The following is a 23140-nucleotide window of genomic DNA, read 5'->3' on the forward strand; positions in this document are numbered from 1 at the left end:
TCAGTGCTTCCTCGGGGCCAGGTAGCTCAGCCAGCGACGCTCGGCCAGCTTGAACAGGCGCACCAGAATGAAGGTCAGGCACAGGTAGAACACGCCGGCGGTGATGTACGCCTCGAACGGCAGGTAGAACTGCGCGTTGACGGTGCGGGCCGCGCCGGTGATGTCGATCAGGGTCACGATGGACGCCAGACTGGTGGTCTGCAGCATCATGATCACTTCGTTGCTGTACTGCGGCAGCGCCCGGCGCAGGGCCGATGGCAGCAGGATGCGCTTGTACATTTTGACGCGCGACATCCCCATGGCCTTGGCCGCTTCGATCTCGCCGTTCGGCGTGGCCTTGAGGCTGCCGGCGATGATTTCGGCGGTGTAGGCGCTGGTGTTGATCGCGAACGCCAGGCACGCACAGAACGTTGCGCTGGACAGCCACGGCCAGAGGAAGCTCTCGCGCACCGCTTCGAACTGGGCCAGACCGTAGTAGATCAGGAACAGTTGAACCAGCATCGGCGTGCCGCGAATCACGTAGGTGTAGAGCCAGGCTGCGCCATTGACCACAGCGTTCTTGGATACGCGCATCAGCCCCAGCGGCAGGGCCGCGAGCAGACCGAAGAACAGCGACAGCGCGAGCAACTTGAGGGTCGTGACCAGACCGCCGAAGTACAGCGGCAGGGCCTCCCAAATGACGTTGTAGTCGAAGATCATAGATCAGCCGCCCTTACGCCTACCGAGTAGCGCTTCTCAAGGTGACGCAGCGCCAGCAACGAGACACTGGTGATCACCAGGTACATCGCCGCCACTGCGAGGAAGAAGGTGAAAGGCTCGCGGGTGGCGTCGGCCGCCTGCTTGGCCTTGAACATCATGTCTTGCAGACCGACCACGGAAATCAGCGCGGTGGCCTTGGTCAACACCAGCCAGTTGTTGGTGAAGCCCGGAATCGCCAGACGAATCATCTGCGGCACCAGCACCCGGAAGAACACCTGGAAGCTGCTCATGCCGTACGCCATGCCGGCCTCGGCCTGACCTTTGGGGATCGCCATGAACGCGCCGCGGAAGGTTTCCGACAGGTACGCACCGAAGATGAAGCCGAGGGTGCCGATACCGGCGGCCAGCGGGTTCAGGTCGATGTAGTCGTCATAGCCGAGCATAGGCGCAACGCGGTTGAGCAGGTCCTGACCGCCGTAGAAGATCAGCAGGATCAGCACCAGGTCGGGAATCCCGCGAATCACCGTGGAATACAGATCGCCCAGCCACGCCAGCCAGCGCACCGGCGACAGGCGCAACGCGACGCCGATCAGCCCGAGAACGATGGCCAGGGCCATGGACGACAAGGCGAGCTGAAGCGTCAGCCAAGCGCCATCGAGGATGACAGCCCCGTAGCCTTTCAACATGATTCAGGTCCTCGAAAGTTGGGATGAAAAAATGGCGCAAACCGCAGAGATCCTGTTGCTTGCGCCATTTCGGACGGGTCGAGCGACGTCTTTACTTGCCGTAAATGTCGAAGTCGAAGTACTTGTCCTGGATTGCCTTGTACTTGCCGTTCTCGCGGATGGCCGCGATGGCGGTGTTGATCTTGTCTTTCAGGGCGTCGCCCTTGCGTACCGCGATGCCTACGCCGTCGCCGAAGTATTTGACGTCGGTGAACGCCGGACCCACGAACGCGAAGCCTTTGCCGGCGTCGGTTTTCAGGAAGCCGTCATTCAACAGCGTAGCGTCCGCCACGGTGCCGTCGAGGCGGCCGGCGGCCACGTCGAGGTAGATTTCGTTCTGCGAACCATAAGGCTTGATCTCGGCACCCAGCGGGGCCAGGACTTCGCGGGCGAAACGCTCGTGGATCGAACCACGTTGCACGCCGATGTTCTTGCCCTTGAGCTCAGCCAGACCTTCGCTGACCTGAGTGCCTTCCTTCATCACGAGGCGGGCCGGGGTGTTGTAGTACTTGTTGGTGAAGTCCACGGACTTCTTGCGGTCGTCAGTGATCGACATGGACGACAGGATCGCGTCGATCTTGCGCACTTTCAGTGCCGGGATCAGACCGTCGAACTCTTGCTCGACCCACTGGCACTTGACCTTCATCTCTTCGCACAGCGCGTTGCCGATGTCGTAGTCGAAACCGACGATGCTGCCGTCCGGCGCTTTGGAGGCGAATGGAGGGTAAGCCGCTTCGATACCGATTTTCAGAGGCTTTTCATCGGCGAATGTCGGCAGGGACAGCACGGACAGTGCCAGGGCGCCAAGCAGCACAAGTTTCTTCATCTTGGGACTCCATCGGTAAAGGGCAAAAACGGCAGAGTGAGCGACAGCCCAATATGCGAATGGGTGTAACGAAATCGGTTGCTGCGTGCGTGGGACAATTCCAGTCAAAACCGCGAAGGCTTCAACGCAAGCCACGACGAGCGAGTGATCGGCATTCTAACGACAGGCCCGAAGCCGATATTTCTTCAATGCGACAACTAATTACAGATGCACTGAGAAACCCGCTTGAGCACATTGACAGCCCTGCAATTTCATGCAAGAGCGAAAGACAGTGAACCGATCTATGCTGCAAATTGCGGGCCTATTATTCGCAAACCCTTCTAATCCGGCAAGCGCGGGGTTGTGTCTTATTTTTCACCGGGGGTTTTGAGGCCCAAAAACGGGGCAATGCGTTTCCGGACGCCCCGTTGCGGAGCGGGCGGTTACACATTCAGTTACTTGAAGGCGGACGGGTAACAGTGGGAATTGCCTGACGGACGAAACCGATAATTATTGGAAAACAAAAAGCCCCGCCCGGCACAATGCCGGGCGGGGCTTTTCAGCCTTCAGACCCGCCGCTTACGCGACGTTCATGGTCTTGTGCGTATCGATCAGATGCTGCACCACACCCGGATCCGCCAGGGTGGAGATGTCGCCCAACCCTTCGTATTCGGCGGTAGCGATCTTGCGCAGGATGCGGCGCATGATCTTGCCCGAACGAGTCTTCGGCAGCCCCGGCGCCCACTGGATCACGTCCGGCGAAGCGATCGGCCCGATCTCCTTGCGCACCCAGTTTTTCAGTTCCAGGCGCAGTTGCTCGCTCGGCTCTTCGCCATTTTTCAGGGTGACATAGACATAAATGCCCTGCCCCTTGATGTCGTGCGGCACACCGACCACCGCCGCTTCGGCGACTTTCGGGTGAGCGACCATCGCGCTTTCGATCTCGGCAGTACCCATGCGGTGGCCGGAGACGTTGAGCACGTCGTCCACGCGACCGGTGATCCAGTAGTAACCGTCGGCATCGCGACGGGCGCCGTCACCGGTGAAGTACATGCCACGGAAGGTCTTGAAGTAGGTGTCGACGAAACGGTCGTGGTCGCCGTACAAGGTGCGCGCCTGACCCGGCCACGAATCGAGAATCACCAGATTGCCTTCGGCCTCGCCCTCAATGATGTTGCCGAGGTTGTCCACCAGCGCCGGCACCACGCCGAAGAACGGACGTGCGGCCGAACCTGGCTTGAGCGCATGGGCGCCCGGCAGCGGGCTCATCATGTTGCCGCCGGTTTCGGTCTGCCACCAGGTATCGACGATCGGGCAACGGGACTTGCCGACATTCTTGTAGTACCAGTCCCAGGCTTCCGGGTTGATCGGCTCGCCCACCGAACCGAGCAGACGCAGGCTGCTGCCGTCCGCGCCTTCAACAGCGGCGGTGCCGGAAGCCATCATCGCGCGGATCGCGGTCGGTGCGGTGTAGAGGATGTTGACCTTGTGCTTGTCGACGATCTTCGCCACCCGGGTGATGTCCGGATAGTTCGGCACGCCTTCGAAGAGCAGCGTGGTCGCGCCGTTGGCCAGCGGGCCGTAGACGATGTAGGAGTGACCGGTGACCCAGCCGACGTCGGCGGTGCACCAGTAGATTTCACCCGGACGGTAGTCGAACACGCGCTCGTGAGTCATGGCCGCGTACAACAGATAGCCGCCGGTGGTGTGCTGCACGCCCTTCGGCTTGCCGGTGGAGCCGGAGGTATAAAGGATGAACAGTGCTTCTTCGGCGCCCATCTCTTTCGGCGCGCAAACGGTGCCCGCCACTTTCATCAGGTCTTCGTACCAGATGTCACGATGCTGGTTCCACTTGATGTCGCCGCCGGTGCGCTTGCACACGATGACTTTCTGGATGCTGCTGGTTTCCGGGTTGGTCAGGGCGTCGTCGACGTTGGCCTTGAGGGAAATCTTCTTGCCGGCACGGATGCCTTCGTCAGCGGTGATCACCACTTTCGAGCGGCAGTCGATGATGCGACCGGCCAGGGCTTCCGGCGAGAAGCCGCCGAACACCACCGAGTGAATCGCGCCGATCCGGGTGCAGGCCAGCATGGCGACCACGGCTTCGGGGATCATCGGCATATAAATGGTCACCACGTCGCCGCGGTGTACGTCCTGGCCACGCAGGGCGTTGGCGAGCTTGCACACTTGTTCGTGCAGCTCGCGGTAGGTGATGTTGCGGCTTTCGGAAGGGTCGTCGCCTTCCCAGATGATGGCGACCTGATCGCCGCGCTCGGCCAGATGGCGGTCGAGGCAGTTGTAGGAAACGTTCAGGGTGCCGTCTGCAAACCACTTGATGTCGACATGGTGATCGTCGAACGAAGTCTGTTTCACCGTGGTGAAAGGCTTGATCCAGTCGAGGCGCTTGGCTTGTTCGCGCCAGAAGCCGTCAGGGTTGACGACCGACTGTTGGTACATGGCTTTGTAGGTCGCCTCATCGGTCAGCGTATTGGCCAGAACCTCGGGACGAACGGGATACAGGGAAGCCGCACTCATCTTTCCTACCTCGGTGTAATAGTTGTTTTTGTATGACCCTGTTGTAGCCGGGGCGCCCGTATAGAACCATTCGACGATGGTAGTAACAAGCCCCTACAAAACATCCTGAAATGCCCGAACCACTTCCGAAGCAAACCCCGCAACCCTTGTGGGAGCTGGCTTGCCAGCGATTCAGACGCCTCGTTTTCCCGGGAAAGCCGTAGCACCGGCAACACGCTCTCCACGGATTGTTACCAAATCTGCCAAAGGTGTTTATCAAAACCGGGTCTGTTTACCCCTGCCCCGCCTCCCTAAAATTCACCTCGCCGACAAGGCAAAGCGATTAACAAGGTTACAGCCCCCACGAAGGCCGTTAATCCAGCTCTGAAGTAACAAACCAAACGATGAAGTTCCACACGCAACCCCAAAAAGGTTGCGTGACCCCACTCGACCTCAAGAAGGTAAATTTCAAATGAAAGCTTTATTGGTTCTGGCCCTCAGCAGTCTGTGCGCAACCGCCATGGCAGACGAGGTTCCGACTGATGTCGCACAGCAACAACCGGCTATCGAGGAATACACTTACTCCACTCACCTGGACATCGCCAAAGTTGTATCGATGAGCGAAGTTCCGAATGTCTGCGAAGTTGTTCCGGCGAAAATGGAGTACGACGACTCCAAAGGTCAGCGTCACATCCTGCGTTACAGCATCATGGGTAACGGCTGCACCAATTGATGCGTTGAGACTGCACCGAATCGGATCACTCAGCGCAACATCGAGGGTCGATTCCAGCCCGGCTTCGGTCGGGCTCAGTTGTGTTTGAAGCGGCGCAAAAGGGTTGCAAAACACAAGATATAGTGAAAAACGCGGTTTTTTGCTCGTTTTTTGAGCAATCAATCACACGCCAAAAAATTAATGAAAAAATTTTCTCCGGGGCCAATCCCGGCGAAAGCCCTGTAAACCCTCGCTCCGATCGAAATCACCCGCGCGCTCGACCGCCCTGCGCTGTTTCGCCCTCCCCCACGCCCGTGTTTTTTTCCCTATAATGCCGCCCTAATCGGGTCAGCAATATTCCCTTACAGGGATCAAAGCCATTCTGAAGCCCCGCAGCAGCGACAACGCTGACCTGCGCCCGTCAGAGGCTCTCGGAAACCCGTAAAAATTTTCTGTTTATTGCCTGCGTAGCACCGCTGCAAAAAACGACATCCAACGCGGCCTGTACGGCCGTGTGAAAAACCAACCAATCAGTTTTCACACGGGCACAGGCCCTCACGCAGGAGACGACACGTCATGCTGAGCTGGGACGAATTCGACAAAGAAGACAGTGAAGTAGCAGCAGTGAAAGGCGCCAACGCCGGCCACGCTAGCGAAGCCAACATGGACCGCCTCGACAGCGCCGGCGGTGCCGCCGCCCTCGAAGCCCGCGCCGTGACCGCCGAAGACTCGGCCGCCGTGGCCCGCGCCAAGGCTGCACTGGATTCCCTCGACGTCGCCGAAGGCCTCGCCGAACTCGAAGGCTCCGCCGCCCGTGTCGCCGTTGACGAAAAGCGCATGATCAACTGCCGCGCCGACCTCAACCAGCTCGTGCCATTCAAGTACGACTGGGCCTGGCAGAAATACCTGGACGGCTGCGCAAACCACTGGATGCCGCAAGAAGTCAACATGACCGCCGACATCGCCCTCTGGAAAAACCCGGAAGGCCTGACCGACGACGAGCGCCGCATCGTGATGCGCAACCTCGGCTTCTTCTCCACCGCCGACTCCCTGGTTGCCAACAACCTGGCCCTGGCCGTGTACCGCCTGATCACCAACCCGGAATGCCGCCAGTACATCCTGCGCCAGGCCTTCGAAGAGGCGATCCACACCCACGCCTACCAGTACTGCATCGAATCGCTGGGCATGGATGAAGGCGAGATCTTCAACATGTACCACGAGATCCCGTCGGTCGCGAAAAAAGCCGCCTGGGGCCTGAAATACACCCGCGCCATCTCCGACCCGGAATTCAACACCGGCACCGTAGAGACCGACAAAGAACTGCTGCGCAACCTGATCGCCTACTACTGCGTTCTGGAAGGCATCTTCTTCTACTGCGGCTTCACCCAGATCCTCTCCATGGGCCGCCGCAACAAAATGACCGGCGTCGCCGAGCAGTTCCAGTACATCCTGCGCGACGAATCCATGCACCTGAACTTCGGCATCGACGTGATCAACCAGATCAAAATCGAAAACCCACACCTGTGGGATGCTGAAATGAAGGAAGAAGCTTCGCAGATGATCCTGCAAGGCACTCAGCTGGAAATCGAATACGCGCGTGACACCATGCCTCGCGGCGTACTGGGCATGAACGCGGCGATGATGGAGGACTACCTGAAGTTCATCGCTAACCGTCGTCTGTCGCAGATCGGTTTGAAGGAAGAGTACCCAGGGACGACTAACCCGTTCCCTTGGATGAGCGAGATCATGGACTTGAAGAAAGAGAAGAATTTCTTTGAGACTCGTGTGATCGAATACCAAACTGGTGGTGCGCTTAGCTGGGACTAATGGTCTCGCTCGCCACGATTTGACGATTGCTGCTTGAGTCGTCGAATTGAGAAAGCAAAAAGCCCCGATTTGATCGGGGCTTTTTTATGGGCGGCTGGTAGTCCTTTTCCATCCCTACATTGCAGCGCTCAATCTCCTACAGCACTTACAGCCGCTTCGCATTGAAGCCAACTGCAAGCACCTCTAAGCTCAATTGCAGGTGCCTAAGAAACACCCAACGTAGAAAGCTTGATCAGTCACACAGACGCATATGCCGTCAGTGGAGCTGCCTCGCTCGTTGGGATTTCTTAAGTCCACTCTACGTTGGGGCCAGGCCCTCCAAAATTCTGAACGTAGAGGTAATGGATATGCCCGATCCTTTTTCTGTAACAGTCTTCTCCCGTCACAACCTCGCACTACACGCCCTTCTACTCGAAAACCAAACGTGGTTCTGCGCCCGCGATGTCGGCCGCTTGATGGGGTTCCATCTGTGCGAACGCATGGTCAACAAGCTAGATAAGGATCAACGTCGCGTTTTGTGGATTGAGTATTTTCGGCAACCCGAAAAGCAATTGATGCTCAGCGAATCAGGTGTGTATGCGCTGCTTGTGTACCACTACGTTCCGGGGAACCGGTTGTTGCGAGAGTGGTTGACTCTGCAAGTGGTGCCGGCCTTGCGCGATGCAGAGCACTCAGGACATTCGGAACGACCGATGTTGAGTTTGTTGGATTGGCCGGAGATGTCGTTGAGCTTGCTTCATTGGCAGGATGAAGGCTGGATTCGACTGCGGGATATGCCTTATCTGCTGAACGATCAGACGCAACGACGGACACCGGGGAAGCCTTGGTGGAGAAAGGTTGTGCAGGTGTTTCAGGCTTCAAAGCATTCGATGGGCTAGTGATGGTGGTCGTAGGACCTTGCAAGATCCGTCGATATTTTCTGTAGGAATTTTCGTAGACAGCTGTGGTGGCCACTCAGTATCGTCCGAGGGTTTTCAACCCTCGGCGACTGTATGGACACTTCGAAAGAAAAAACTGGCTGGAGTGATGAGGAGCTAGAAGCTTCTGTAGACGCTTATCTAAAAATGCTGGTTCTTGAACAACAAAATCAGCCATTCAATAAAGCGGACGAGAATCGACTCTTGCGAAAAGGCCCGCTGAGCAAACGCAGTGCCTCGTCAGTCGAGTACCGCATGCAGAACATCTCTGCTGTGATGGATTTATTGGGACTGCCGAGAATTACAGGCTATGTTTCGGCGAAGAATCTCGGCTCCGGTGTCATTACGCGTATCAAAGAGATCCTGGCTAAAAAAGACATGGAAGCGATACGAAACAGCTCACGAAGAGGCACTCAGCTGACTCGATTCCGGCTGATCGAACCTTCCGCACCTGAATTGAATGATGCGCCCCCGGGTGTACTCAACCCGAAGCAGACTAGCGCGACGGTAGTTAGGCTTTCGCGCAAATTAAATGTGAAAAAATGGGTTCTGAAACGTTCTCAAGGTATTTGCGAAGGGTGTGGCCAAAAAGCGCCATTCCAAGATGCTGATGGCAAACCTTTTCTTGAAGTTCATCATCTGAAACATCTCGTTAACGGGGGGACAGACCGTACGAGCAACGCAGTAGCCCTCTGCCCGAACTGCCATCGACGTTGCCATTACTCGAGCGACAAAGAAGAGTTCACTGCTAAGTTTTATAGGAGCGTCGAGGGGTTAGAGGCTGAATAGCTACAAGGTATTTGGCAGTCAGCCAGTTAGAACGCGTTCACCCAGTTGTCCGTTTTGGGGCAGCTTCACAACCCATCGGGGATAATACCCCTCCCCCCACTCAAGGACCCGAGCCCCACCATGAAATTCGACCTCGCCTACTGCCTCAGCCTCGACGACAAACTGTCGATCTATGACGTTCGCGATCTCAATTTCGATGAGACGGTGGCGTTCGATTCTGCGAAGGAACATTTCCAGTGCCCCAACGACGCCTGTCGTTCGGCGTTCGATGCGTCCAACGAGTTGGGTACGTTCAACGCCAAGAACGTGAATTACGTGCGCACGCCGCACTTCAAGAATCTGCCCGGTACGCAGCATGTGGCGGGTTGTCCGTATGTGAGTTTGAAGACGTCGGCGTCGGGGGTTGAGGCGGCGGATGGGGAATTGGATGACGGGCGGGAGGAGCATTTTCCGTCGGAGTTGTTGCTGACACGCCGTGAGTATGTGCGCAAGCCTGCCGCGCCTGCGGGGGCGGCGGATGTGTTACGGGATGATCCGGTGCGGGTGGCGACTTCCCCTTCAAAAGAAGCGCAGAGTCGTGAGACTGCGCCGGACAAGACCAGTGTCTTCGCCCATCCCGTGGAGTGTTTCGTTTCGAACTTCGCGGACAAGGATTTGCTCAAGCGCATGCCGTTGAAGATTGGCGAACATACGGCGCCGTACAGTTCGTTCTTCAAGAAGATCGAGTACTTGATGGACAACAAGGGGCTGATTTATTGGGGTCGGATCAAGAAGATCGAGGACTTTCACAGCGCCAGTTTCCGGATCGATTTCGAGGACAAGGTCTGGTTCAAGAAGCCGGAGGACAGCAAGAAGAAGCCTTATCCGGTCAGTGTCTATCTCAACAAAAAGCTGATCGACAACTACCGCAAGCGCAAGGCGTTTCTGGAAGAGATCAAGCACGCGATCGACAGCGACAAGGAGTTGTTCTGCTTCTTTTATGGCGTGACGCCGGAGTTGAAGCAGGTGCCGGGCAAGAAGAACCCCGAAAAGCCTTTCGAGGTTTTCAATGCCAATATCGAGAATCTGGATCACTTCATCATTCGTGAAGCGCCGGGTCTGGCGTGATGGTTAGCCCTGGGGCAGTTGCAGTTTGACTGCGCCGGGGTGTTGGTTGACGACTGAGTACGGCAGGATGCTCCAGTCGACGAATCCGCACACTGCCGCGACATGGGGATACGACGGATCAAACTTGATGCCCTGCTCCGTGAAGTACCACCCCATGAATTGCCAGGGATCGCTCTCATCGTAATGACAGTCGTTATCGCCCTCTGCGGTGACAGTCATTTGCCGGGGGTACAGTTTCAGCAACTGTGCGACCAGCCAGGGCGCCAACTCTGTAGTCCGGTATTTCGACCAGGCATCAGAAGAACCAGGTGAGCCCGCATTGAAATCATCGTGTTGTTCATAGTGCAGCGGTTGACCTTGCCCTACCCACAAGACGTCCTCGAGCGTCAGTGTCTGACCGGTTGTGGTATCGAAGTTGAGCGCGTCGTTGCTTTGGTCCGGGTAGGCGCCGCCACAGTAATAATCCGTTGAAATCCGCACACTCATTACCGAAGGCGTCATCCACAGAGGTTGGCCGGATTGAGAGTAATCACCCGAGCAACTGAAATACGCCATTACCTCCCCCCACAATCGGCCCATCAATTGTTGGTTGATGCGTTGAAGCACTTGCGGGGAATAACCGGACACCACTTCAAAAAGCGAAGCTTGTGATTTGGGCTCGCTCCACCATTGCAGTGTGTAGCCCATGAAAGTTTCGGTTTTGCCCTTTTGCAGTTTCATCCCTTGCAACCGCAGATACTCGTAAGGGGCCTTTTCACGCAGGCTGACGATATAAGGCAATGAGTCGATGGGGGCTTGCGGAATCATTGCGGGCTGCAACTCAACTTTGAGGGTTTTCCCGGCCGGATTACTCCACTCACCGGACCAATTGCTCCCGATCGCCTGTAAACGAAGCGTTGGACGGGAGTCTCCGTCCATCATCGAGCCTTCGCTGAGTTCGAGCGTGTCCCCATCCCTGGAACCTTCGAGTTTCAGATCCTTGCGGTACTTCTGGTAGAAGTAACGCCCCTCTCCCGTTCGGGTATTCATCTCCAGAACGATCGCCGTCTTGCCCAGCGTTCCCGTGTAAACCTGCGTAGCGTTTTCCGCCCATGCCAGAGGATGGAAAAAAATGGCGAGTACCAAAATGCCAGAAAGGCGCAGCAATCCGTGAAACATCAATTCGTCCTTGAGCAAGCGGGCAAAGTCCGCAAAAAGTGATCGCGGATTATGTCGATGTTGTAACGGGGAATCGAGCTTCGTCGGGATCAACTCACGCACATACTGATCATCACAATCACCAGCAACCCGATATAAACCCAAGCATGCACCCGATCCGCTATCCGCCCGATCCACGGCGTAGCCAGTCGAATCCCCAGCATCGAGCCCAGCGTCAGCACCGCAAACGCCAGCAGATCCACATATCCGACAAACCATGGCCCGAGTTCTGTCTCGCTGCCCCCCGCCAACAACATGTAAGTCAGCGTCCCCGCCAATGCCACGGGCACGCTCAACGGATTGGCCATCGAAGTCGCCTGAGACATGCTCAACCCGCAACGCCGCAATAACGGCACGGTCATGACGCTTCCTCCTACGCCGAGAAAGGTTGCGATGGCGCCGATGCCTACACCGCCGCCGGACGTTTCCACCGTTCCCAGTCGCCGTGGGATAACGCCTTCGGATTGCGTAAGAAAGCCGCGTCGCAGCAGGCAGTCGACAATCGTCACTCCGAGGTAGGCGATGAAGGCATAACGAATGACTTCGCCGCTGACCCACACCGCTGCGATTGCGCCAACGATAGCGCCCAATCCGATGAATCCGCCCAAGGGCCACAGGTAATCACGGATGAGGTTGCCGGCGCGGCGGTGTTTGTCGGTGGCGACCAGTGCGTTGACGATCATCACGCAGGTCGAGGTGGCGACAGCGATGTGCATGGCGGATTGGCTGATCGGGTCGTCGGCGCCGTGGCTCGCGGTGAGCATGCGGTACAGCAGTGGCACGACGACGAAGCCGCCACCGAAACCGAAGAGCACGGCAGTGACGCCGGTCAGGCAGCCGAAGAGTGTCAGCAGGAGGAAGAACATGGCGCGTCGTCCGTTGATGGGGGAGCCGTCGACGATAGAGCCGCTGCGCTTGGCCTGCTTCAGCAAGTCAGCCAATAATGTTTGCGTTTACGCCAACTGCTGGGTGCCGCTCGATGCGCAATGTTTCGATCAATCTGCTGGATGACACGCCGCGCCCGGTGGTGGCGATCGGTACGGATTATTCCCACGGCTATCTGTTGCCACGTCATACGCATCGGCGGGCGCAATTGTTGTACGGCGCGACCGGGGTGATGCAGGTCAGCACGCATGACGGCAACTGGGTGGTGCCGCCGCAGCGGGCGGTGTGGATTCCGCCGGGGGTGGCGCATGAGGTGTTGATGCTGGGGGTCAGCACGCGCAGTTTGTATATCGAACCGGGGGCGGTGGATCTGGGTGAGCGTTGTCAGGTGATCAGTGTCTCGCCGTTGATACGGCATTTGCTGATGGAAGCCGTGGAGTTGCCGCTGACCTATGACCTGACCGGGCGCGACGGCGTGCTGATCGATCTGTTGCTGCATGAATTGGTGCGCAGTGCACCGTTACCGTTGCATATCCCGCTGCCGTCTGACGGACGACTGCTCGAACTGTGTCAGACCTTTCTGCATCAGCCGAATGCCCACCAATCGCCCCAGCATTGGGCCGATCAGCTGCACGTAAGCTTGCGCACCTTCAACAGATTGTTTCGTCTACAGACCGGCCTGAGTTTCAGTCAATGGCGCCAGCGCGCCTGCGTGGTATTGGCACTGGCACGGCTGGCGGCGGGTGAAGCAGTGACGCGGATTGCCCTGGATTTCGGCTATGACAGCCCGGCGGCGTTCTCGACGATGTTCCGCCGGATCCTCGGTCAGGCACCGTCCGTCTGGTTGGAGGCGGCGAACTAGGGCAAATCAAAAAATGCGTTTGATCCCGGCCGAAAACAACTGTACAAAAACACAGTACATTTTCCATCAGCACTCTCGAGCCCGGAGCACACCATGGCCTCTTCAGCGATGAACCTCATCCTCGAACGTATCGCCCTTTTCCAGTTCACCCCGACCCATTGCGCCCAGGCCAGAGGGATGTTGGGCTGGAGCGTTGAACAGTTGTCGCGAGAGGCCAAGGTTTCAGTAGACGACATTCAGCGATTCGAAGCGCAGCAGGACGTGGCGGATGCGGTGCGGCTGGCGTTGACCTATCGGTTTGAGGCGCAGGGGTTGGTGTTCTTCCCGGGGTTTGCGCCGGGGCGTGGGGGGAATGTCGGAGGTGCGATACCCACGTCGGTTGATCGCGAAACTTATGCAATGGCTGATTGAAAAGACCCGTTGAGGTCGGCCCACACGCGGAAGGAACTCGAAATTGATTGGAATCGAAGAAAGCAGAGGGAACATCTACGAGGATCTAGAGATACCAAACGCCAATGAGATGAGGATCAAATCACAGCTTTCCTCAAAGATCGGTGAAATCATCAAAGCGCGTCATCTCACTCAATCTCAAGCTTCTGAAATCTTGGGGTTATCACAACCCAAGCTATCCGAAATGCTGAGAGGAAAATTCCGCGGCATCAGTGAGGCCAAGATGATGGAATGCCTTTCCCACCTCGGCCGAGATGTGCAGATTGTGGTCAAACCGGCCCCCCGCTCTCGCAAAGAGGGCCGAATTGAGGTGGTGTTCGCTTGATACGGCAGTGCTTGAAATAGTCGAAGACAACGCACTGCCAACAAGGTGTTTACTCCTTGAACCCCGGATGACGCAATTCCATCGAAGCCTGTTCGTAGCTGTACGCCATGGCAAACAAATGTGGCTCGCTCCACTGCTGGCCGTAGAAGGTCACGGAGGTCGGCGTGGCGTCATCGTTCATGCCCGAGGGCAAGGTGATTGCCGGGTAGCCTGCGGTGGCGGCGGAGAACTGGGAAAAGCCGTCCGCTTCGGCGAACAGGGCATCCAGATTGTGCTCACGCACCTGCTCATCGATAGCGTCCTTGAAGTTCTGGCTGATGGTGGTAATCAGTGCGCTCGCCTCCTGGTGGGAAAGCGCCGACGCGTTGATGGTCTCGAGCGTCTGCTGGCCATGTTGCTCCTCACCGGGATTGGCCAGGTTGAAGTCGATCAGAGCCTGCAAGGAGTCGACCGGCAAGCCTTGGCGGCTGGCGAGATATTCGGGCAGCTCATGCTTCATCGCGCCCATCAGGCCGTTAACGTAGTCATCGATGTCCGGCAGACGCACAGTCAGCGGGACCAGCGTAGCGCCCTGCTCTTCCAGGGTGGCCATCGCGGCAAGCATCTCCAGACTCGGGTTCAGTACCGTAGCGTGGGTTCCAGTGTATGCAATCGGATAACCGATCCGTTTGCCTTGCAGGGCTTCACTGGAAAGCAATGCGGTGTAGTCGACGCCAGTGGGCGCGTCAGCAGTGGCGCTATCCGAGGCGTCAACGCCTTGTATGACGTTGAACAACAGCGCGGCATCCCGCACGGTTCGGGTCATTGTGCCCGGCGTGTCTTGCAAGCGGGTGATTGGCACGATGCCGGCGCGGCTGAACAATCCGAGCGACGGTTTGACGCCAACCACACCATTGGCCGACGCCGGGCAACTGATCGAGCCGTTGGTTTCAGTTCCCATGGCCAGTGGAGCGAGCCCTGCGGCAACCGCTGCCGCCGAACCTGAACTGGAACCACAAGTACTTTCGCTGAGGACATGAGGATTTTTCCCCTGACCACCGCGCCCGCTCCACCCCAAGGGCAGTGACAAGTCCCGCATTCCCGACCACTCGCTCATGTTGGCCTTGCCCAGCAGGATGGCGCCGGCATCGCGCAATTGTTTGACCGTGAACGCATCCTGAGCCGCCGGCTGCCCGATCATGGCCAACGAACCGGCACCGGTTTGCATGCTGTCGGCAGTATCGAAGTTGTCCTTCAACAGGACCGGGATTCCGTGCAGCGGGCCACGGAGGTTGCCTTGCGCACGCTCTTCATCCAGCGCGGTCGCGATGTCGAGAGCCTGGGGGTTTATTTCGATGATGGCATTGAGGGTCGGGCCTTGCTTGTCCAGATCCGCAATGCGTGTGATGAGGTGTTGAACCAGCGCGACCGAGGTCAGTTCGTTGCTGGCCATCATTGCACTCAGCTCGCTGGCGCTTGCGTATTCAAGTGGCGCACTGGAGGACGCTGCGAGGGCGACGCTACTGTTCAGCGAAAGCAGGATGGCCGGCGCCAGCGCATTCATGCTGCGTTTAAAGCGGAATTTCATTTTCTAATCCTTGTTTAAGCCAATCACGAGTGAGTCATTTCACTCGCGACCAAGCCTACCGAAGCCGCAGGAAACGGCTGTCAGCAACAAGAACCAGTGCCGGTAGGAAAACTCACCCAGCCTTGTAGCCGCTACAAGCAACACGCCCTTTTTCTGACATCTCTTGTTCCATTTCCAACCACCACGCGTCCCCACGTTGCGGTTGCATCAGGTTAAAAGCCTCGCCCATTCTCGGCGTGGTGATCGACACGCTGCGTTCCCATGCCAGCGCAAGAATGCGGTCGAACGGCTCATGCCAGGCGTGCATCGCCAGATCGAACGTGCCGTTGTGGATCGGGAACAGCCAGCGGCCCTTGAGGTCGAGGTGAGCCTGCAATGTTTCTTCAGGTTGCATGTGCACGTGAGGCCATTCGACGTTGTAGGCGCCGGTCTCCATCAGCGTCAGGTCGAACGGTCCGTACTCTTCACCAATGCGTTTAAACCCGTCGAAGTAGCCGCTGTCGCCGCTGAAGAAGATGCGTTTGTCACCGTCGATGATGACCCAGGATGCCCACAGCGTCTGGTTGCTATCGAACAGGCCCCGACCGGAAAAGTGCTGCGACGGGGTGGCGATGAAGCGGATGCCGGCGACTTCGGTGCCCTGCCACCAGTCGAACTGGCGGATCTTGCTGCCATCGATGCCCCATTTGATCAGGGTGTCACCGACGCCCAGCGGGGTCAGGAACACATTGACCTTGTCCGCCAGTTTCAGCACCGCTTCATAGTCGAGGTGGTCATAGTGGTTGTGCGACAGGATCACCGCTTCGATCGGCGGCAATTCATCGATGCTGATCGGTGGCTGGTGAAAGCGTTTCGGCCCGGCCCATTGCACCGGCGAGGCACGCTCGGCGAACACCGGATCGGTGATCCAGAATTTGTCTTGCAGCTTGAGCAGCAAGGTCGAATGGCCGAGGCGATAAACACTGTGGTTGGGTGCCGCGATCAGGTCGGCGCGGGTCATTGGCTGCACTGGGATGGCCGACGCAGGACGGGTGTTGCGCGGCTTGTGGAAGATCATGTTCCACATGATGCGCAGCATCTTGCGCAAACCTTCGCGCTGCACCGGCGCGTGGTTGCGGAAAGTCCCTTCGGCCTGGCGCGAAGCTTCAGGTGCTGGACTAACCGCGGGAGAATTTGATTTGGCCATGACTGAATGACTCCGGAAACGCCGCGCAATTCACGGTTTTCCACGGTGGGACGATAATGGCCAAGGCACGCACGCATCAGCCGGACATCTGTTTTTAGGTTGCACCGATTAACCCAGCATTACACTGATCGGTGTAGTTTCTAGGTTGCAACAAACCGGATGACAAGTAAACTGCCGAGTGTAATTTAACCTTTTCCTGCCGAATCGAATTTATGACAGCTCCCCAGCGCCTCACCGACCGTAAACGCGAAGCCATCATCCAGGCCGCGATCGCCGAATTCCGTACCAACGGTTTCGAGGTCACCAGCATGGACAAGATTGCGGCCACTGCCGGGGTGTCAAAGCGTACGGTGTACAACCATTTTCCGAGCAAGGAAGAGCTGTTCGCCGAAATTCTCAACCAGTTGTGGGCACGGATCAGCACCGAGCAAACCGTCTCGTATCAGCCCGATCAGCCATTGCGCGATCAATTGCGAACCATGCTGCTGGCCAAACTGCAGATGATGGCGGACGACAATTTCATGAATCTGGCCCGCGTTGCCATCGCGGCGGCGATCCACTCGCCGGAGCGCGCGCAGAACATGGTGGCGCGCATGGGCGAACGTGAGGAAAGCGTGACGGTGTGGATTCGCGCCGCCCAGGCGGATGGTCGATTGAAACCGGTCGATCCGGCGTTCGCCGCCCATCAAGTGCAAGGGCTGCTGAAAACCTTTGCCTTCTGGCCACAGATCTCCCTGGGCCAACCCTCGCTCGACAGCACAGCGCAAAATGCCGTGGTCGACTCTGCACTCGACATGTTCCTGACCTGCTATCAGCTCTAGCTCAGGCCTGCGCCATGGTAAATGGCTCGCAAGGACACTGAATTTTCCCGCTGGAATAAATGACAATGTCTGTCATTGGCCGATGAACGGTCTGTCTGAAGAATTACACTGCAAAGTGTTTCAGAATGAATCTGGCGTAGAACATCATGGAAAACCAACGCGGCAAAGGTTTGTCATTCGCCAGGCGCATTTACTTGCCACGGTCCATCGGATTGGGCATCGGTTTCTTCAGTGTCGGTGCCGCGCTGTATCCGTTGAACATGCCGGGCTGGCTCTGGGCGCTGTTGCTGTTCAACGGTTTTCTCTGGCCGCATGTGGCCTATCAATGCTCGACCCGCTCGGCTTTCCCCTATCGCGCTGAACGCCGCAACCTGCTCTATGACTCGGTGTGCGGCGGTTTCTGGACCGCGTGTTTCCAGTTCAACCCGCTGACAACCGTGACCATTCTGTCGATGATGACCATGAACAACGTGGCCGCCGGTGGCGTGCGCCTGTTCTGGCTGGGCGCCCTCGCCCAGGTGATCGGCGTGCTGCTGGGCTGGTCAGTGTTCGGGGTCCATTTCACCCTGACGGCCACGCAGACTCAGGTCTGGGCCTGCCTGCCGATGCTGACCCTTTATCCGCTGGCTTTGGGAATGGTTTGCTACCGGTTGGCGATCAAACTCGCCGAACACAAACGCACCCTGAGCGCCCTGAGCCGTACTGACAGCCTGACCGGACTGCTCAACCACGGCGCCTGGAAAGACCTGTTGCACCTCAAGTTCCAACAGTGCCGCCAGCACAATTCCCAAGCCATCCTGGCGCTGATCGACATCGATCATTTCAAGTCGATCAACGACAGTTACGGGCACATCGTCGGCGACGCGGTGCTGCGGCAGTTAAGCCATGAGCTGAAATTCGTACTCGACGAAAGCAAGCTGGCCGGGCGTTACGGTGGCGATGAATTCTGCGTGATCCTGCCCAACCTGCCCCTGAGCAAGGCTGAAGCGCTGATGGAGCAACTGCGTCAGGCACTGGATCGATACCGCCATCCCGACGTTTCCGAGCTGCGGGTCAGCCTGAGTATCGGGCTTGCTCGCTATCAAACCTCTTACGCCGATGCCCTTGAGTGGTTCGAAGATTCCGACAAGGCGTTGTACACGGCCAAGCACACGGGACGTAACACAATCAGCGTAGCGTTGACCCGATCACCCGCCTGAAAAAACTTGTACAAAACTGAGAAAAATCGATTTCTTGTACAAGTTTATAAAGTTTTGTATAAGTTAATCCGCCAGCCAGGATGCTGGCACACTGCTTCCAGCCATCGAGATATCTGGCTGGCTGACGCGGAAACAGGGACCCCACCTTCAGCCCTATTTCCAGAGTGCCACGAGCATGATTTTCAATCGTCACAAGACCGTCCTCGTCGATCTTCAAAACACCATCAACCAACAAGCCGGCCTGTTGGAAGCGATCAACCGCTCCATGGCAGTGATCGAATTCGATGTCGACGGTATCGTTCTGCGCGCCAACGACAACTTCCTGAAAACCATGGGTTACACCCGCGAACAGGTGGTCGGGCAGCCCCATCGTCATTTCTGTTCTCCAGAGTTTGCCCGTGGCAATCAGTACACCGAGTTGTGGTCGCGATTGAAAAGCGGCCAGTTCCAGTCCGGCACCTTTGAACGCATCGACAGTCAGGGCCGTCCGATCTGGCTCGAAGCCAGCTATAACCCGATCAAGGACGACTCGGGCCGCGTAGTGAAAGTGGTCAAGTACGCGATGGATGTCACCGCCAAAGTGCAGCAGGAAAGCGAAGCCAATGCGAAATTGCAGGCGATCGACCGCGCCATGGCGGTGATCGAATTCGATCTCGACGGCAATATTCTCACCGCCAATCAGAATTTCCTGACGCGCATGGGTTACACCCTTGCCGAACTCAAAGGCAAACATCACCGCTTGTTCTGCCCCGCGCAACTGGTCAACAGCAGCGCCTACCAGGATTTCTGGCGCCGGTTGAATCAGGGCGAACTGTTTCAGGGCCAGTTCGAACGCGTCGACAAACGCGGTCAGACCGTGTGGCTTGAAGCCAATTACAACCCGGTCTACGACGCCGCCGGCCGCTTGTGCAAAGTGGTGAAGTTCGCGTCGGACGTGACCGCCCGGGTCGAACAGCACGAGCAGGATGCGCGCAGTGCCAGCGCGGCCTATCACATCTCGGTGGCCACCCGAAAAGTCGCCGAGCAAGGTACGCAAGTGATTCAGCAAGCCGCCAGTGAAATGCGCGAGATTGCCGACGACATTGCCGAATCCTCAACCCTCATCGCGCAGCTCGGCGAACGCTCCGAGCAGATCACTGCCATCGTCAACACCATCCGCGCGATTGCCGATCAGACCAATCTTTTGGCCCTGAACGCTGCAATCGAAGCCGCCCGAGCCGGTGAGCAGGGTCGCGGTTTTGCCGTGGTGGCCGATGAAGTGCGGCAGCTGGCAGCGCGCACCAGCGGCTCCACTGCGGAAATTTCCAACATGATCAGCCTGATCCAGACCGAAACCCGTCAGGCGATCAAGAGCATGGACGGCACCCGAGGGCGTGCGGCGCAAGGTGTGGAGCTGGCGGATCAGGCCGGTACGGTGATTCTGCAGATTCGGGACGGCGCCAGCGAGGCGGTGGAAGCGGTGAGCATGTTTGCCAACGAGCGTGCGCCGGGATAAGGCCAACACGGGCGACGCAGGGCTATAGTGACTCAACGTCCCAAGCCCTGCCGAGTCCGTCATGACCACCGAAAAAACCGAATCATCCACCGCCCCTGTCGATCACCTGCGCTTTCATCGCCCCCACGCCCACCTCAACACAACCTTCGGTAACGACAAATTCGCCTTGCGGGCCGAGGCGTTTGCGCGTTTTTTCGGCACGCCAACCTTTCTCGGCGCGCAGACGCTGATCGTGGTGCTGTGGATCAGTCTCAACATCTTTGGCGTGACCCATTTCGACGTTTATCCGTTCATCCTCTTGAACCTGGCTTTCAGCCTCCAGTCCGCCTACGCCGCGCCGCTGATTCTGTTGGCACAGACTCGTCAGGCTGCACGCGACAAAGCGCAATCGGACGCTGACGCGCAACATCGCGAAGCCCTGGCCGTGGCCAACAGCGAACGCCAGGCGCAAGCGGCGAAGAACACCGCGCAACTGCTTGAGCTGCTGGAGCAGAACACCCGACTCACAGAGATGACCAAGAACCTGACCGAGCGCATCGAAGGCCTGACCCGCGAACTGCACGATCACATGCGCCAGACCCAGCAGGGCTGATCACGAAACCCTCAGCGCCCGCCCCAGTTCATCGAACAGCGTGACCACCGAGCGCAACGCGCGGCAGTCCGGGCGGGTCAGCAGCCACAGCGCGGTGTCATAACCGTGCAGTGGTTCGCTCAGGGCCAGCAGCCCCTCATTGATGAGAAAGTCCGGCAACGCCGCTACGCCCAGTCCGGCGCGGACCAACTCCGTGACAGACAGCATGCTGTTGCAGCGATAGTTGGGAGTCACCCCCGGCAACTGCTGGCGGCGCCAGGCGACGGTCGGGTGATCGGGCAAAAAGTCGTCCGGGGCGATCCAGGTCAGCGCCGCCAGATCGGCCGCTTCAACCTTTTGTAGATAACGCTGACTGGCGCAGACCCGGTAGGAAATCTTCGCCAGCTCCCGTCCGACCAGATGCTCCGGTGGTGTGCGCGTCAGGCGCAGGGCGATGTCGGCATCGCGGCGGCTGAGGTTGGCGAAATCATTGGAGGTGCTCAGTTCGATGCTCAGCGCCGGGTAGTTCGGCATGAACTGCGCCAGCGCCGGCAGCAGCAGACCTTGCAGCACGGAGTCGGTACAAGTCAGGCGCACCGTGCCGCTGACCACTTCACCGCCCTGCTCCACGCCGATTCGCGCCGCTTCCAAAGCTTGCTCGGCGCGTTCGGCCTGCTCGGCCAGGGTCTGCGCGAGGCTGGTGGGCAGGTAACCGGCGCGGCTTTTTTCGAACAGTTGCTGGCCGAGTGATGCTTCCAGTCGGCGCACGGCGCGAAACACCGTCGACACATCGACCTTCATCAGCTGTGCGGCCCGGGCCAGAGAGCCGCCGCGCACTAAAGCGAGGATCAGGGCCAGATCCGGGAAATCGAGTCGGTATTGCGTGGTTGCATTGATCACTTGGGCAAACGCCGATTTAGAGTGCGTGAACGCCAATCTATAGTGAGCTTCATCCCTCAACAAGCACAGTGAGTACTCATGGAATCCAGAGCCCTGCGCATCGCCCTGATCGGTGACTTCGACCCGCAAGTTACTGCCCACCAAGCCATCCCGGTCGCCCTCGGAATGGCGGCGGAACACCTTCGCCGTCCGGTCGATTTCGAATGGTTGGCCACCGACCGAATCCTGCCCGAGACACCGCTGGAACCTTTCGACGGCTTCTGGTGTGTCCCGGCCAGCCCTTATATAAGCGAAGTCGGTGCCTTGCGAGCCATCCGCTTTGCCCGCGAGCGGCAGCGCCCTTTCCTCGGCACCTGCGGCGGTTTTCAACATGCCGTGCTGGAGTTTTCCCGCCACGTGCTGGGCTGGACCGATGCCGAGCACGGCGAAACCTCGCCAGACGCCAGCCGCGCGGTACTCACGCCGCTGACCTGCTCGCTGGTGGAAGCGGTGGACAGCATTCATCTGGTGCACGGTTCGTTGATCGCAAGTGCGTACGAAACGTCGGAAATTCGTGAAGGCTATCGCTGCCGCTACGGTGTGAATCCGCAATTCGAACGGGAGTTGCTGACCCATGACCTGCACGCCGTGGGTCACGATTCGTCAGGCGACTTGCGCGCCATTGAACTGAAAAACCATGTGTTCTTCGTCGCCACACTGTTCCAGCCGGAACGCGCAGCGCTCAAGGGGCAATTGCCGCCACTGGTGCGGGCGTTTGTCGAAGCCTGTGTCGAGGCGCGGGCATGATCGCCGAAACACCGAAAGCGCCGTACTACGCAGTGATCTTCACTTCAAACCGCACCGATGGTGATCAGGGCTACGCTGAAGCCGCTGAACGCATGCTGGAACTGGCGCGCGAGCAACCGGGTTTTCTCGGTGTCGAGTCGGCTCGCGGCGCGGACGGGCTCGGAATTACGGTTTCATATTGGCAAAGTGAAGCGGCGATCCTGGCGTGGAAACATCATCCCGAGCACCAGGCGATTCGTGAACGCGGACGTTCGACCTGGTACTCGGGTTTTCATACGCGGGTGTGCAAAGTGGAACGCGATTATCGATTCGGATGATCAGCCCTTCACCAGACTACGCACCGCCTCAATCTCCGGCACTTCGCGCTTATTCATATAAACGCGCAGCGGCTCGGTGATGTTGATCCGGTCATCGATGTTCTGGTCCAGCAGCAACTGGATCAGTTCGCGCTTGAGGGTCATGGTCTGTTCAGTGGCCGGTGCCCAGACGAATTCGCTGCACGGAATGATGCCGTCATCGGCCACGTCCATGCCGAACGAGTCTTCGCTGAAACGCACGATGTACTGGCCGGTCTTGCGGTTGAGGCCGACAAAGCCATTGAGGTCGTCGGCGGCCTGGCAGATGAGTTGCGATGTGATGCGCATGGTAAACCTCACAAGAGTGATCGAAGGTTTACACGCAGGGCATAGAGGCGCGCCCTCTGCCGGGGCGGTTGCCGTGGCCAAGCGTACTGCAAACGAACGCACAAAAGTGCGCAAATTTTCGCTTTCAGTACGTTTATGTCGGTCTCGCGATAGCAGG

Annotated in this window: 23 protein-coding genes and 2 pseudogenes; 15 read left to right on the plus strand and 10 right to left on the minus strand. The window is 58.1% G+C overall.

Features of this window, described 5'->3' with window-relative positions:
• The 4 genes from JKA62_RS02250 to acs form a co-directional block, all read right to left on the minus strand.
• Entirely contained in the window at window positions 1-699 is a 699-nt protein-coding gene (locus tag JKA62_RS02250; RefSeq protein WP_011335540.1) for an ABC transporter permease, read from the minus strand.
• Window positions 696-1385 (minus strand): ABC transporter permease, encoded by a 690-nt coding sequence (locus JKA62_RS02255; protein WP_007951063.1) that lies wholly within the window; start codon window positions 1383-1385, stop codon window positions 696-698. The genes JKA62_RS02250 and JKA62_RS02255 overlap by 4 nt, the downstream gene beginning before the upstream one ends.
• 91 nt (window positions 1386-1476) lie before the next feature.
• Window positions 1477-2250 (minus strand): ABC transporter substrate-binding protein, encoded by a 774-nt coding sequence (locus JKA62_RS02260; RefSeq protein WP_011335541.1) that lies wholly within the window; start codon window positions 2248-2250, stop codon window positions 1477-1479.
• Between the two features lie 558 nt (window positions 2251-2808).
• Window positions 2809-4764 (minus strand): acetate--CoA ligase, encoded by a 1956-nt coding sequence (gene acs / locus JKA62_RS02265; protein WP_007951065.1) that lies wholly within the window; start codon window positions 4762-4764, stop codon window positions 2809-2811.
• Between the two features lie 451 nt (window positions 4765-5215).
• Between acs and JKA62_RS02270 the strand changes: the two genes are divergently transcribed.
• The 5 genes from JKA62_RS02270 (at window position 5216) to JKA62_RS02290 (ending at window position 10095) form a co-directional block, all read left to right on the plus strand.
• Entirely contained in the window at window positions 5216-5476 is a 261-nt protein-coding gene (locus tag JKA62_RS02270) for a DUF2790 domain-containing protein (protein WP_011335542.1), read from the plus strand.
• Window positions 5477-6031: 555 nt separating this feature from the next.
• Window positions 6032-7282 (plus strand): ribonucleotide-diphosphate reductase subunit beta, encoded by a 1251-nt coding sequence (locus JKA62_RS02275; protein WP_007951068.1) that lies wholly within the window; start codon window positions 6032-6034, stop codon window positions 7280-7282.
• Window positions 7283-7629: 347 nt separating this feature from the next.
• Window positions 7630-8160 carry a BRO-N domain-containing protein gene (locus tag JKA62_RS02280; RefSeq protein ID WP_011335543.1) on the plus strand — a complete coding sequence of 177 codons (531 nt, stop codon included), beginning with the start codon at window positions 7630-7632 and terminating at the stop codon, window positions 8158-8160.
• 114 nt (window positions 8161-8274) lie between these two features.
• A complete protein-coding gene (locus JKA62_RS02285) occupies window positions 8275-8988 on the plus strand; it encodes an HNH endonuclease (RefSeq protein WP_085654873.1) in 714 nt (237 codons plus the stop codon).
• A 120-nt stretch (window positions 8989-9108) separates the two neighbouring features.
• Window positions 9109-10095 (plus strand): hypothetical protein, encoded by a 987-nt coding sequence (locus JKA62_RS02290; protein WP_201816024.1) that lies wholly within the window; start codon window positions 9109-9111, stop codon window positions 10093-10095.
• A 3-nt stretch (window positions 10096-10098) separates the two neighbouring features.
• Here JKA62_RS02290 and JKA62_RS02295 read toward each other — a convergent pair whose 3' ends face one another.
• Together JKA62_RS02295 and JKA62_RS02300 are read right to left on the minus strand one after the other, a co-directional pair.
• Window positions 10099-11355, minus strand: coding sequence for a hypothetical protein (locus JKA62_RS02295; RefSeq protein ID WP_330932737.1), 1257 nt, complete (start codon window positions 11353-11355; stop codon window positions 10099-10101).
• Window positions 11343-12158, minus strand: coding sequence for a sulfite exporter TauE/SafE family protein (locus JKA62_RS02300; RefSeq protein WP_201816529.1), 816 nt, complete (start codon window positions 12156-12158; stop codon window positions 11343-11345). Before JKA62_RS02300 ends, JKA62_RS02295 begins: the two co-directional genes overlap by 13 nt.
• A gap of 113 nt (window positions 12159-12271) precedes the next feature.
• Between JKA62_RS02300 and JKA62_RS02305 the strand changes: the two genes are divergently transcribed.
• From JKA62_RS02305 to JKA62_RS02315, 3 genes are all read left to right on the plus strand, one after another.
• A complete protein-coding gene (locus tag JKA62_RS02305) occupies window positions 12272-13039 on the plus strand; it encodes an AraC family transcriptional regulator (RefSeq protein WP_201816026.1) in 768 nt (255 codons plus the stop codon).
• A gap of 93 nt (window positions 13040-13132) precedes the next feature.
• Window positions 13133-13450, plus strand: a complete 318-nt coding sequence (locus tag JKA62_RS02310) for an XRE family transcriptional regulator (RefSeq protein ID WP_201816027.1) — start codon at window positions 13133-13135, stop codon at window positions 13448-13450.
• Between the two features lie 43 nt (window positions 13451-13493).
• Window positions 13494-13814 (plus strand): helix-turn-helix domain-containing protein, encoded by a 321-nt coding sequence (locus JKA62_RS02315; protein ID WP_011335550.1) that lies wholly within the window; start codon window positions 13494-13496, stop codon window positions 13812-13814.
• 49 nt (window positions 13815-13863) lie between these two features.
• On the opposite strand, the gene JKA62_RS02320 is transcribed toward JKA62_RS02315, so the two are convergent.
• Together JKA62_RS02320 and JKA62_RS02325 are read right to left on the minus strand one after the other, a co-directional pair.
• On the minus strand, window positions 13864-15381 hold the full coding sequence (locus JKA62_RS02320) for an amidase family protein (RefSeq protein ID WP_201816030.1): 1518 nt from the start codon (window positions 15379-15381) through the stop codon (window positions 13864-13866).
• A 112-nt stretch (window positions 15382-15493) separates the two neighbouring features.
• A complete protein-coding gene (locus JKA62_RS02325; RefSeq protein WP_201816033.1) occupies window positions 15494-16567 on the minus strand; it encodes an MBL fold metallo-hydrolase in 1074 nt (357 codons plus the stop codon).
• A gap of 212 nt (window positions 16568-16779) precedes the next feature.
• On the opposite strand from JKA62_RS02325, the gene JKA62_RS02330 reads away from it, so the two are divergent.
• From JKA62_RS02330 to JKA62_RS02345, 5 genes and pseudogenes are all read left to right on the plus strand, one after another.
• Window positions 16780-17388 carry a TetR/AcrR family transcriptional regulator gene (locus tag JKA62_RS02330; protein ID WP_201816035.1) on the plus strand — a complete coding sequence of 203 codons (609 nt, stop codon included), beginning with the start codon at window positions 16780-16782 and terminating at the stop codon, window positions 17386-17388.
• A gap of 146 nt (window positions 17389-17534) precedes the next feature.
• The gene (locus JKA62_RS02335) at window positions 17535-18587 is read left to right on the plus strand and encodes a diguanylate cyclase (RefSeq protein WP_201816048.1); all 1053 of its coding nucleotides are present in this window, start codon (window positions 17535-17537) and stop codon (window positions 18585-18587) included.
• A 265-nt stretch (window positions 18588-18852) separates the two neighbouring features.
• Window positions 18853-19536: pseudogene (locus tag JKA62_RS29125) on the plus strand (PAS domain-containing protein); the annotation flags it as partial.
• 108 nt (window positions 19537-19644) lie between these two features.
• Window positions 19645-20082 (plus strand): annotated as a pseudogene (locus JKA62_RS29130) (methyl-accepting chemotaxis protein); the annotation flags it as partial.
• Window positions 20083-20143: 61 nt separating this feature from the next.
• Entirely contained in the window at window positions 20144-20674 is a 531-nt protein-coding gene (locus tag JKA62_RS02345; RefSeq protein WP_011335556.1) for a DUF1003 domain-containing protein, read from the plus strand.
• Here the strand turns inward: JKA62_RS02345 and JKA62_RS02350 are convergent, their stop codons facing one another.
• Window positions 20675-21616, minus strand: coding sequence for a LysR family transcriptional regulator (locus tag JKA62_RS02350; protein ID WP_041475409.1), 942 nt, complete (start codon window positions 21614-21616; stop codon window positions 20675-20677).
• A 15-nt stretch (window positions 21617-21631) separates the two neighbouring features.
• Here JKA62_RS02350 and JKA62_RS02355 point away from each other — a divergent pair, with 15 nt between their 5' ends.
• Together JKA62_RS02355 and JKA62_RS02360 are read left to right on the plus strand one after the other, a co-directional pair.
• Window positions 21632-22339, plus strand: a complete 708-nt coding sequence (locus JKA62_RS02355) for a CTP synthase C-terminal region-related (seleno)protein (protein ID WP_201816051.1) — start codon at window positions 21632-21634, stop codon at window positions 22337-22339.
• Window positions 22336-22656, plus strand: a complete 321-nt coding sequence (locus JKA62_RS02360; RefSeq protein ID WP_011335559.1) for an antibiotic biosynthesis monooxygenase family protein — start codon at window positions 22336-22338, stop codon at window positions 22654-22656. The genes JKA62_RS02355 and JKA62_RS02360 overlap by 4 nt, the downstream gene beginning before the upstream one ends.
• On the opposite strand, the gene JKA62_RS02365 is transcribed toward JKA62_RS02360, so the two are convergent.
• Window positions 22657-22983 (minus strand): DUF2025 family protein, encoded by a 327-nt coding sequence (locus JKA62_RS02365; protein WP_011335560.1) that lies wholly within the window; start codon window positions 22981-22983, stop codon window positions 22657-22659.
• Window positions 22984-23140 lie beyond the last annotated feature (157 nt).

Origin of the sequence: Pseudomonas sp. B7, from assembly GCF_016735645.1 — a bacterium.
GTDB lineage: Bacteria > Pseudomonadota > Gammaproteobacteria > Pseudomonadales > Pseudomonadaceae > Aquipseudomonas > Aquipseudomonas glycinae.